Origin of the sequence: Sporosarcina beigongshangi (assembly GCF_033485195.1) — a bacterium.
Lineage (GTDB): Bacteria > Bacillota > Bacilli > Bacillales_A > Planococcaceae > Sporosarcina > Sporosarcina beigongshangi.
In genome coordinates, this window is record NZ_JAWLIR010000010.1 from 67,681 (window position 1) to 79,839 (window position 12,159).

The window sequence follows — 12,159 nt, forward strand, 5'->3', positions numbered from 1 at the left end:
AGTTCCAGCGGGATATTATTTTCCGATTTTATTAATCTCTCGCCCCAAAAACTGAAGCTGCTCGCCGATCGTGCAGGTCTTAATACAAAACTGATGTGCACCTGTCTTTCCCCGCTCTTTGGACAGCTGCTTTTTCAAGAAACAGCCTTCACAATAACTAGTTAAAATACCATCTATTTCACTCATAATTATTGTTTTATTCATAACCTTCCTCCACAAACATGATTCCTCTATTCTAATACGCATTCTCCGAAGACACAACTATTCAATTAAATTGAGGTGGCAAATATGCTTGAAGTATACGTCGATGGTGCCAGCGCTGGCAATCCGGGAAAAAGTGGCATTGGCATCTACATTAAAGGTGAAGGTCATCAGCTAAGATTTTCTGAACCGATTGCACCGACAGATAATCACTCTGCTGAATTCCAAGCCTTACTTCGCGGCATGGAAGAAGCCGCCAAGCTAACGACAGGTATTGTATCCGTGCGTTCCGATTCCCAAATTGTTGTTATGGCTGTAGAAAAAGAATTTGTGAAGAATGAAGCCCATAAACATATTTTGGCACAAATTCTTGCCATCGCCACAACATTTGATTTCTTTTTCATCAAATGGATTTCAGACGCTGACAATCGTGCGGCGGATGCGCTAGCGAGAGAAGCGATTCATAGAAAAGACTGAAGCCAAACTTGCTTCAGTCTTTTTTCATTATACTTTCATAAAAGTAACTGTTTGTTCCTCCACATCGTACAATAGCCATTCACAATCCCCGATAACCACCCCGACATTAACGAGTACTTTCTCGCCTTCAACACTGTACGGAATGCCGTATTCGATTTCTTGTTGAACTCCGTTGATTGACAAACCTGATTGATGGCTATGCCCATAAAAAACAAATGATTGCTCAACGCTTTCATGAACTAATGCCCATGGTTCGCCTCCCCAACGCCACTGATGGCCGTGCATCACTTTAGCGTGACCCATTTCTATTGTTTCTGGCAACGCTGCTAATTTTGCCCGTAGTGGATTATCCGTTTCTGTAATCCATAAAATACGATCCTCTTGATTGCCACTTACTGAAGGAAATCTTAATAACTCCGGAAAACCTTCAGGAATTAGCATAACCTCTTCAAGATTTGTAAATTTATTATCCGTAATATTCTTTTTACTAATGATGCATTCAAACAAGTCACCCGTTCCCATCAGCTCCGCTCCCGGTGCTTTGGCCAAAATATCAGCTAAAACTTTTTCTAAGTCCTGTTTGGATGAATGAATGTCACCTAGTAATGCATAGCGCATAAGTATAGTCCCCTCAATCTTTCTCAATGTTGGCGGCTTCTTGTGAAATCCAGTCACTATAGCTACCGACATATAAACGAACATTGTCAAAGCCATTATGCTTAAGCATGGCGTATAATGGCGCCGCAGTCACACCGCTCCCGCAATAAACGGTTACTTGTTGTGCTGGAGCCACTACTTGGGACAGCTGTGCTTTGACCGCCTCATCCATATTATAGATGCCCTCTTTTTTCAGCAGTTCCCAGTCAAAGTTCAGCGCACCCGGAATTCGTCCCGCAATCGGATCTATCGGCTCTTTTTCACCACGATAGCGTTCGGCAGAGCGAGCATCTAATAAAACACTCGATGTTTCACCGGCAACTGTCTCCTCGACGAACTGGCGAGATGCATAAATCCCTTCATTCCAAGTAGGAGAAACTAAAGTTTCGATAGGCTCTGGTTGTGTACTGTCAACCGAAATACCAGCCTGCTTAATCGCTTCAAATCCTTCGAGCGCGATAACAGCATGACTGAATCCTGCATATTGCAACAGCCACCAAGCACGAGCGGCAAATGGGCTACCTCCATCATCATAAATGACGATAAGGTCATCTAACGACAGTCCACTTTTACGGAAAAGATCCGTTAAGGCTTCCTTCTCCGGCATTGGATGACGTCCAGCTGTTTTTGTCATATCAGACATATCACGCTCTAAGTCCCAATACACTGCTCCTGATACATGACTTTGCGCATACTTCCGCTGACCTTCCTGCACATCCTGCAAGGAAAACCGAGTGTCAATCCATTTCGCAACACGAGAGTCCACATCTTTTACGGAAACAAATACCTTCGTCAATTAAACCAGCTCCTTCACTAGTAGTTTTTCATAAACAGCACGCCATTCATTAAGCTGGTCAGTCCCTTGTAAAAGGGTTCGTTCCGAAGCAATTTGTGTCAAACTTTCCTTTAACAAATGCTGTCTAAGCCCTTCTGCTTCGCTGTCAATCCAACTATCCGTCCACTTTTCAAGCAATTCTTTTTCATGTCCGAGATAAGTAGAGGCGTCTTGCTTGAGCAATTCCTCCAGCTGGTCCTTCAATAGATCTCGTTCTCCTTTTTCAAAGAACGCTTTTTGATTTTTGAATAACTTATTGACACGGGCGTAAACACTTGGGTCTGTGTACGGTGCATCAAATGACAGCATATCCGCATCCTGCGCCTCGTATGGAGAAGGTACAATGGAGCTATCTTTGTCATGTAAATGAGCTACTTCAATGCGTTGACGTTCATTCAATTGTTTTTTCATGAAATTAAGCATCCGTAAATTGGTCACTTTCAGCTCCTGCGTCAAATCAAAGCCAATCATTTGAACCGTTTCAGCAAGTGCCGCCTTCAGTGCCCGATCTGCCGTGTTATTGACGAAGATAGATGGACTGTATGCCTCTTTGAAAAAATCACCGTAGCGTAGAAATACTCGCTGTAAAATATAATAGACAAGCTCACTTAGCTCGTTATTCGTCGCTTTCCTTAACACTTCTGCAAAATTATAAGCAAAATGCTGACGCACTTCCCCCTCAATTTTGTTTAACTCTTCTAGCCGCTCTGCTTTGCGCGTCATATTTGTTTCCGTCCGTGAAATCAGTGACGACAGGCGCTCAATCGTTTTCACTGTTTCCTCTTCCAACGCCTGCACAGCGAGTCCTTTTAAATCATTTTCAAGGAAATGATGAAACTCCTCTTCGAATGGTGACATAAATGGATCCAGTCGATTTTCCACTTTGGCCTCAAGTGCTTGTAAACTTGAAATGCCATGGACCCTCGGATTGCGAATACCGAACTTCTGCAGTTCATCTGAAACGAAGGTTTTGACTGCCTCCGCATCCTCCTCATTGGAAGCCAAGTCAATCGCGTTGACGATGAAGAACATCTTATCGAGCTCAAACGCATCTTTCACCCGTCCTAGTTGGACAAGGAATTCCCGATCCGCTCTGGCAAAGGCATGATTATAATACGTGACGAACAAAATCGCATCGGCATTTCGAATATATTCGAATGCTACATCTGTATGACGCGCGTTTATCGAATCAGCCCCGGGGGTATCAACAAGTGTAATTCCTTTTCGCGTTAACTCGCAGTCATAATAAAAATCGATAGATTCAACAAAACAGCTACGATCTTCTTGCGCAACAAATTTAACGAATTCATCCCGCTCAGCTTTAATAATTGCACCCAATTCATTTTTATAAATCGGATAGCCTTTCTGGAAAGCAGAGACAAATGCTTTATGGATATGGAGGTTTTCATCCTGCAACTCCGTATGAAGGGCTTCATCTACCTTTTGGTAGGCCTCATTCAATTCTGAAACATCAACACCTAATGCTTCAAATGAGCGGCTTACATCCTCTAGCATACGTTCCTCCGTTTTTAACAGAACATCCGCTGTTCCGTCTTCTTTACCGGCAGAAACAGGGCGGATACGGTTAATCGCCGCGGTTGTAGGATTCGGTGAAACCGGCAATACTTTTTCACCGATAAGCGCATTGGAAAATGAAGATTTTCCTGCACTAAATGCACCAAATAATGCGATGGTAAATTCTTGCCCATCCAACCGATCCGCTTTCTTACGTAAATAGTCAGCTGTTTCCAGAAAACCAGGAATACTTTCAACTGAATGTGCGACTTGAATCGCTTGTGCAACGACTTTTTCCGAATCAGAAGTCATTTTTGTCAGCTCTGGCTGCTCAACGTTTTCATTATTCTCTATTATTTCTTCTGGAATACTCGTTACTTGCTCTTCAGTGAATTCCATCGTTTGAAGCGTTTCACGAGTCTCCCATTTTTGAAGGAGTGTATCTCGCCCTGTAATTATCGACTTCGATGGACTTTCCATACTTGTTTCGAGGGTAGCTAATTGGACTTCTACCTCTTCAACTTTCCTTATCGCTTGTAATTTTTCATCCAACCGACGTACCTTCTGCTCAAGCATACCGGCATTGTCGTCGCCTGCTGTCGATGCAATTAGCGCCATATCATGTTTCCATTCGTCTGTTAGTCGACGGAATGTAGCGTGAATAGCCGTTTTCATCCGTTCAGAATAGTTCAGCACGGTGTCACCTGTAATAACATCTGACACGTTGAATTCTTTTTCAATATCCGCAAAAGGAATGGACAAGTCCATTCCGTCAATCGTAAGCGACCGTTCATCCGTTAAAATACCGGCCTCTTTCAATGACTTTTTCATAAGCGTTTTTAAATGAACTTCTATTTGAGCGTGGACGAGTTCCCCCATGTTATTGGCTAATGCTTGTTTACGACGCTCTTTTTCTTCTGCTGTCTTTTTTGCACCGAAAAGTAAACCGACTTTGAAACGAGAGGACAATGACTCCAAATAAGCCTTTAACAGTTCACGGGTTTCATAAGGTGTGATCGCCGCACTTTGCATCAGACTATTGCGCTCATTTTCAAATGTTGTAGCAAATTCATCGCCCGACAAAAGAGTTAACATTTTTTTAGATTCTGTCACTTCTTCTTGTAATTCATCTTGGCTTTGCCATTCACTTTCCGCAACAACTGTGGAATAGGTATTTTTTCGTTCCTCGATTTCATCAGCTAAAAATTGGCTATGCTCATCTTTCAATTTGATAAGCGTTTGCTTCGCATTTTCGACAAAGCGTTGCTGCCAATTTTCCATCGAGCCATCGACAATCGCTTTCACAGCACTGAAATCATTATGTGGATGGTCCACATCCTTCAATGATGTATAAAAGATTCCTTTCGGTACGACGCCCCACATTTTAAATGAATCTTCAACCGATTGTTTGAAATCTTCAAATGACAGTTCACTGTCACGGTGTTTGTCAATCTGGTTGATGATTAAATAAACGTTATCGTTATAACGCATCAATTCCTTCGTAAAACGGAAATTCAATTCCGATTGTACATGGTTATAATCCATCGTATAAAAAACAAGGTCTGCCAAATGGAGTGCAGATTCTGTTGATAAACGATGCGCATCATCCGTTGAATCGACACCGGGCGTATCCATCACCGTAATGCCTTCTGGTAATTGAGATCCCGTATGTCCAATTTCAACTAGCGAAACGGCCACGCCATCTTTACTAAATGATTTGATGGCTGCTGGGAAGCCATGTCCACCGTACTTCACAGCTGTGCCATCTGTCCTGTAAATAACAGCGTAATCTGTATCAGTCTTTCGCACCTTCACGATATTGGCACTCGTAGGGATTGGACTGGATGGCAGCAAATCATCCCCCGTCAATGCGTTAATCATAGATGATTTACCCGCAGAGAAATGGCCCGCAAATCCGATTGTATATTCTTTATCGATTAATTTCGCCGCAAATAGTTCTGTTTTCTTAAATCGTTCTTCATCGTCATGTGCTATAAAGAGCTGACCATAGGTAGCTGCTTGTTTAATTAACTGTGGTAGTTCTTGCATTGTTCACTCGGTCCCTTCATCAATTGCTGTTCCTATCATACCATTTTTCTTAACTCAACTAATGGAAAAAAATAAATCGAGGAATTTTGTCGAATATTGCATTATCAATAGTTTACTATGGTATGATTGGACTATTATAAATTTTAAAAGGTGGGAAGCTAAGTGAGCACTTCTAAACATGTTCAAATGATTTTAAATGGTACTATTGCCTCTCTAACAACTGTCATCCCAGTTAAATTAGATGTTTTATCTCCATCAATGACCGTACAGCCTTATGAACAAAAAGAAATTAGTGTACTAATCGGACTTGTTGGCGGGATAAAAGGGCGTTTAATTCTTGAGACAACTACCGAAGTGATTGGTCAGATTGGACAGGCCATGTTTGGTATGTCCATTGAAGGCGAAATGGTTGAGTCCTTTACCGGTGAACTTGGCAATATGGTTGCCGGAAATTTATGTACGTTGCTTGAAAAAGATGGCCTTATTCTTGATATTTCTCCCCCAACTGTTATGACTGGGACAATGAAGTTCTTTGGTTTCAAACAAGCATTCAAGCTTCCCGTGAGACTTGAAGATGGTTCAATGCTGAATGTTCTACTGACAATTGACGAAGCCTAAACAGAAAGTGCTGTCCATTCACCGATGAATGATACAGCACTTTTTTATTTATAGATTATATAATTTTGTATATTTTTCGGACAAATAATTAGCCAAATAATTAGCATTTAGTCCTTCACCTGTTGTATCTTGAATGATCTCCAACGGCTTTTTCATTTTGCCGTATTGATGTACATGCTCGGTTAACCAGCCTAAAATAGGAGTGAATTCCCCTTGTCCACATAGCTCATCAAAGTTCGGAATGTCTTTTAGCATCGCTACCTTCAACTGTGCCGCGTACATATAACCTAGCGCATAGGAAGGGAAATAACCGAAGTCACCACCTGCCCAGTGAACATCCTGCAGAACACCTTCTCCATCATTTTCTGGACGGACCCCAAGGTACTCTTCATACTTGTCATTCCATATTTGCGGCAAATCCTTCACTTCGTAATCTCCGTTAAATAAGCCTTTTTCAATTTCATAACGAATCATAATATGAAGTGGATACGTTAATTCATCTGCTTCAATTCGAATTAAGGACGGCTTGGAATAATTAATAGCGCGCAAGAACTCCTCCAATGATACACCTTCAAATTGTTCAGGTGATCGGCTCTTTAATAGGTCGAAGTTATACGTCCAAAAATTTTCGTTATGGCCAATAAATTGCTCAAAAAATAATGATTGTGATTCGTGAATGCCCATCGACGTTCCTTGCGCAATCGGTAATCCATCAAGCGCCTTATCAATATTTTGATCATACAATGCATGACCACACTCGTGTATTGTTCCAAATATAGCTGAACGGAAATCATGCTCATCGTATTTGGTTGTGATACGCACGTCGCCAAGATTGATGCCCATTTCAAAGGGATGGACGGTTTCATCTAAACGTCCTGCCTCGAAGTCATAACCAAGTTGTTGCAAAATATCATGGCTAAATGTTTTTTGACCGTCTTTTGGAAACTTCTTGAATAAAAAAGAAGTGTCCGGCTGTTTACCAGATTCCGAAATTCTCTTCACTAACGGCACAATCGTTTCCTTTAACTGGTTAAATACCTTGTCGATAATATCCGTTGTCATGCCCGGCTCGTATTGGTCGAGTAATGTATTGTAAGGATTGCCATCCTTCACACCCCAATAGCCGATAAATTTTTTCTTCGTTGCAACAATTTTTTCGAGATAAGGCAGGAACTTTTCGAAATCTGCTTGGTCTTTCGCTTCTTCCCATGCGGATTCCGCTTGCGAGGCCAACACAACGAATTCCCGATGTTCTTCTGCTGGAATTTTTTCACTTCGATCATACTCTTCTTTTACTGCTTCAACCGTTTTAGCGATAATCGGATCGAGCGAATCCATCTTTTTCCCTAACTCATCTAGATAGCCGCCCATTTCTTCAGAGACACTCATTTTAAACAATTCAGATGACAATGTACCGACTGCCTCAGACCGCGCCGCAATACCCTTTTTCGGTGCCCCCGTCCGCATATCCCAGTACATAATGTTCAGTGCCTCAGAATAAGCACTCATTTTTTTCAGCAACGCTAAAAAGTTCGCTTCAGTCGTCAAATTAATTCCTCCCTCGTAATACCCTGTCTTTATTTTAACATAATTCTTTACTGTCCTATAGTTTGGAGAATGAGTGATTTTACAGAATTCCGCTTCGGCGCTTGGGGATGCCTCCAGCCTAGTTAGTTACTCCTTTGCATTTTCCCTTTTAAGGCGACTACGCTCAGTTAAATTTGGACATCTACCCAACATATATAAGAAAAGGCCCTCCCATTGTACCAGGAGAGCCGTATATCTGTTATTAATTCGTCATTTTCATCTGAACAGGGAAAATCCCCTCAATTTCAGCCTTCATACGCTGTTCTTCGCCTTCAAGTAGCAAATGAACCGTTCCAGAATCGGCAGACGTTCGGATCAGACGTCCTGCACCTTGGCGCAATCTGAGCAGCATGAAAGGTAAATCCACTTCACGGAAAGGATCTTTCGCATGCTGACGTCTTGCATCGAACAATGGATCCGAAGGTGGTAACGGCAAGTCATAAATAATGACGCGCGTCAATGCATCTTGCGGAATGTCTAAGCCTTCCCATAAGTGATACGAACAAAGAACAGGGACTTGCTTTTGCTGGAACTCACGGACAATCGAAGATAATTCCCGTTCCCCTTCAAAAGCAATGCGGTCTTGCCAGTTAGCAGGAACTTGATCTTTAAACTGTTGCATCGCCCGTTCTGACTTGAACAAGATGAGTGTTTGCTCCCCGTCTTCCAATAGCTCAAGCGCACGCTGTGCTTTGCCTCCAACCTCAACATCCGTCGCAAAAACTTTCATCACTTCATCATAGTCAAATGGCGATTCCACTGAAAATGATAGGAAGTCTTGGATACCTAAGCCGTCTGCCAAATAGGTAAACTGTTCTCCTACTGACAATGTTGCAGATGAAAAGACAATCGGTGTTTTCGATGAAAACAATTTTTCTCTTAAAATATCTGTCACAAGGCGCGGCATGATAACAAGCGTCGACTCGCCTTCACGTTCTTCCAACCAATCGACTGCATCATTTTGTGACGTAAACAGCTCCATCGAATAGATGTATTGATCCAAATATTCTTCAACCATTTTCAAATCATACTCTGGAATGATAAACAATTCTCCATCAAATACGAACTCTTCAAGAAGTGCCGTCGAGATTTGAACGGATTCCTTACCAATCGCCAGTAATTCAGCTGTTTTCTCAATCGCTTTACGTTCATTATCCGAATCATCTGCTAGCTTATCAAGCAGTGTGAAAAAGGCTTCATGTGTATCAATTAGACGCTCCATAAGCTGCAACGTGTTCTCACGAATGCCGTCCACCATGATACGCTCTAGCAAATTCAGTAATGTGCTATTTTGCACCTCATACGTCAATGCACGTTGTGCTGAATACTCCAAAAGATGCCCTTCATCAAAAACAATCATCGAAGCTTCTGGCAGTAACGGCAATTGTCCTTGGCGCTTTCGCGATTCCTTCGTCCAAATATGCTCCATATAGAAGTCATGCGAACAAATAACTAGTTCAACTGCTTCACGATAATGGTTACGGTGAATCGTTTGCCCACAGCGATTACGAATATCACATGCTGCACATTGCTGAATCGGGTGGAAATTCACTGTTTTCCACTGTTCATCACTCAAAGCTGGATAATCAGAACGCTCTCCATAAGGATGAATAGATTGCAAGGAAGCATTGCCATGCACGAATTCTGGAAGACTATCTTCAATCCACTCAATATACTCTTCTGTCGACGTATTGCCCGTTTCCTCCAAGCGTTTCAAGCATAAATATTGGTCGCGTGACTTAGCCAAACGCACGTCAATATCTAGCCCAAGCGCCTCACCCACTTTGCGGATATCTCCGTCTTCTTTGACGAGCTGGTCAATGAGCGTCTCATCCGCACATGAAATGAGGGCTGGTTTCCCCGTATATCGCGCATAGGCAATCGCAGGTAGTAAATAAGCAATTGTCTTCCCCGTTCCTACACCCGCCTCTGCAAACAGCACTTTCTTCTCCTTCAGCGCCTGTTCAATTTGAAACGCCATATAGATTTGTTCATCACGGCATTCAAATCCTTTTTCGGTTAAATCATCGTACAACGTGTCCCCTATCCAATCATTCAATGACTCATAAAATGATTTTTCTTTAGATAATGGGAATGGCATCTTACTTTTCATATGAAACCCCTTCCTAATTTACATGCAAAAGGAAGAGGGCTTGTCCTCTTCCACATACCTTAATCTATTGATTATTGGCGTTGTCCCCAGAACTGATACAAATCAGTGCGGATAAAGCCATTGAATAATTTTCTCTTTTTCGTTGCTTTTTTTCCATACATTGTCTCAAAGTTTTCCAATGAAGACAGCATATAAACGGACCAAGACGGATAATTCTTCATAATACGACCCAGCTCCTGTGTAATATCTTCCGCTTCCTCTACTTCACCGAGACGCTCACCATATGGAGGATTGCCCACCATAACACCATTCAAACCATCGACAGTCAAATCCCTTACATCACACTGTCTGAAATTAATCAAATCCATGAAACCAGCTTCTGCTGCGTTTTCCTGTGCGATTTTAACCATTCGAGGGTCGTAATCAGAACCTGTAATATCAACAGGTTGGTCGTATTTTGCAATATCCTCTGCTTCTTCACGCACTTGATGCCAAATACTTTTGTTAATCCAGGGCCATTGTTCTGCCGAGAAGTCACGATTATAGCCAGGAGCAATGTTTTGCCCAATCATCGCTGCTTCAATCGCAATCGTACCAGAACCGCAAAACGGATCAACGAAAGGACGGTCCGGATTCCAACGTGTCAATTTGACAAGTGCTGCCGCCATTGTTTCTTTCAACGGTGCATCACCTTGTCCAACGCGATAGCCGCGTTTGTGAAGCCCTGTGCCACTCGAGTCAATCGTCAGCGTCACTTTATCTTTCAAAATGGACACTTCCAATTTGAACAAAGGTCCAGATTCATCCAAGAAACCAATTCGTTTATAAGCAATCTTTAGACGTTCAACAATTGCCTTTTTAACAATCGCCTGACAATCCGGCACGCTGTATAATGTTGATTTCACAGATTTTCCTGCAACCGGAAATGCTGCATCTACCGGTAAAAAACGTTCCCACGGAATCGCTTTTGTCTGCTCGAACAAATCATCAAACGTTGTTGCATGGAACTCGCCTGCTACAATGCGCACCCGATCTGCTACGCGCAGCCACATATTTGTTTTCGCAATCGCTAATGCATCACCTTGGAAATAAATTTTGCCATTTTCCGAAGTCGTTTGAAAACCTAATGCTTTCACCTCATCCGCAACAATGGATTCTAACCCCATTGCAGACGTAGCCACCAATTTAAATTCACTCATGCCTATCCAGCTCCAATCCTATTCCATCAACTATTTCACTATCGTTTTCATTATTATTGTCTATGCTAAAGGGACTCTATTCGCTAAAGTCATCTAAAATCAAAAAGAAAAGCTCTCCATATTATATAGGAGAGCATTCGATGTAACCATAATACCATAGGAAATTCGATAAGCCATGTTTTGTTCCCGCGTACTCAAACGGCTCACGCCTCGTACTTAGGGTGGTAATCATCTATCTACAGACAGCTGTCTGTCCCTTCATCAGTTCATTTCCTTCAGAAGAGTGCCCCTACCATAATTTGGGTTTCTCACTCGTGGGGTTTACCGCGTTCCATCTGACCCGTTTCCGAATCAGCTACGTCACTGTGGCACTGTTCAGGGAACCTCATCCATATCCGAAGACTTAGGATTTATTCCCGCCGTCAACACGCGATGCGTGAAGCCACGGCTTATTCTTTCGCCGAGCACGAACACTACGGTCATCTCAGAGCCGTGTGAGCATGGACTTTCCTCTACAACTTAGGCGTTGCAGCGATTACCTAAATTACACTATGATAAAATTAGTATACAGTACTTTTAGTACATTTACAACATAGTTGCACTGCATTTTTTTATTCTTGATCGAACAGCTTGCTACCAAATACGTGCTTCTCCAAATTGGAAATACGTTTTAGAAGATCGAAATTTGTTGTGCCCGCGCTTCCTGCCGACGGACGTTTTTGTGCTTCTGCTAACTCTTCTTTCATACGCGCATTTTCAGTACGCAATTCTACAATGGTCTTTTTAAAAGCTTCATAATCTTGAATGACATCATCAAGGAATAGATCGACTTCTTCCTGCTGATAGCCTCGAAGCCCTACCTTAAATTCCTTTTCAAGAATTGTTTTTGAATCCAGTTTAGTATCCAT

10 protein-coding genes and 1 other RNA gene are annotated in these 12,159 nt (G+C 42.2%); 2 read left to right on the forward strand and 9 right to left on the reverse strand.

What is annotated here, in order from left to right; translation table 11 throughout:
• Positions 1-15: 15 nt before the first annotated feature.
• On the reverse strand, positions 16-204 hold the full coding sequence (locus R2B77_RS07470) for a zinc-finger domain-containing protein (protein ID WP_203246504.1): 189 nt from the start codon (positions 202-204) through the stop codon (positions 16-18).
• Positions 205-288: 84 nt separating this feature from the next.
• Here R2B77_RS07470 and R2B77_RS07475 point away from each other — a divergent pair, with 84 nt between their 5' ends.
• Positions 289-678: a ribonuclease HI family protein gene (locus R2B77_RS07475; RefSeq protein ID WP_203246503.1), complete on the forward strand. Its 390-nt coding sequence runs from the start codon at positions 289-291 to the stop codon at positions 676-678.
• A gap of 27 nt (positions 679-705) precedes the next feature.
• On the opposite strand, the gene R2B77_RS07480 is transcribed toward R2B77_RS07475, so the two are convergent.
• From R2B77_RS07480 to R2B77_RS07490, 3 genes are read right to left on the reverse strand one after another with little or no spacing between them, the layout of a single operon-like run.
• Complete coding sequence (locus R2B77_RS07480) at positions 706-1,296, reverse strand: metallophosphoesterase family protein (protein WP_203246502.1); 591 nt, start codon at positions 1,294-1,296, stop codon at positions 706-708.
• Between the two features lie 13 nt (positions 1,297-1,309).
• Positions 1,310-2,131 carry a sulfurtransferase gene (locus R2B77_RS07485; protein ID WP_203246501.1) on the reverse strand — a complete coding sequence of 274 codons (822 nt, stop codon included), beginning with the start codon at positions 2,129-2,131 and terminating at the stop codon, positions 1,310-1,312.
• A complete protein-coding gene (locus R2B77_RS07490) occupies positions 2,132-5,734 on the reverse strand; it encodes a dynamin family protein (protein ID WP_203246500.1) in 3,603 nt (1,200 codons plus the stop codon).
• Between the two features lie 162 nt (positions 5,735-5,896).
• On the opposite strand from R2B77_RS07490, the gene R2B77_RS07495 reads away from it, so the two are divergent.
• Positions 5,897-6,352, forward strand: a complete 456-nt coding sequence (locus R2B77_RS07495; protein ID WP_203246499.1) for a chemotaxis protein CheX — start codon at positions 5,897-5,899, stop codon at positions 6,350-6,352.
• Between the two features lie 48 nt (positions 6,353-6,400).
• On the opposite strand, the gene R2B77_RS07500 is transcribed toward R2B77_RS07495, so the two are convergent.
• The 5 genes from R2B77_RS07500 to gpsB all read right to left on the reverse strand — a co-directional run bounded on the left by R2B77_RS07500 (position 6,401) and on the right by gpsB (position 12,159).
• Positions 6,401-7,900, reverse strand: a complete 1,500-nt coding sequence (locus R2B77_RS07500) for a carboxypeptidase M32 (protein ID WP_322555670.1) — start codon at positions 7,898-7,900, stop codon at positions 6,401-6,403.
• 241 nt (positions 7,901-8,141) lie between these two features.
• The gene (locus R2B77_RS07505; protein ID WP_203246498.1) at positions 8,142-10,052 is read right to left on the reverse strand and encodes an ATP-dependent DNA helicase; all 1,911 of its coding nucleotides are present in this window, start codon (positions 10,050-10,052) and stop codon (positions 8,142-8,144) included.
• Between the two features lie 71 nt (positions 10,053-10,123).
• Positions 10,124-11,251: a THUMP domain-containing class I SAM-dependent RNA methyltransferase gene (locus R2B77_RS07510; protein ID WP_203246497.1), complete on the reverse strand. Its 1,128-nt coding sequence runs from the start codon at positions 11,249-11,251 to the stop codon at positions 10,124-10,126.
• A 164-nt stretch (positions 11,252-11,415) separates the two neighbouring features.
• Positions 11,416-11,798: RNase P RNA component class B (gene rnpB, locus R2B77_RS07515), an RNA gene on the reverse strand.
• Positions 11,799-11,862: 64 nt separating this feature from the next.
• Positions 11,863-12,159, reverse strand: coding sequence for a cell division regulator GpsB (gene gpsB, locus R2B77_RS07520; RefSeq protein ID WP_203246496.1), 297 nt, complete (start codon positions 12,157-12,159; stop codon positions 11,863-11,865).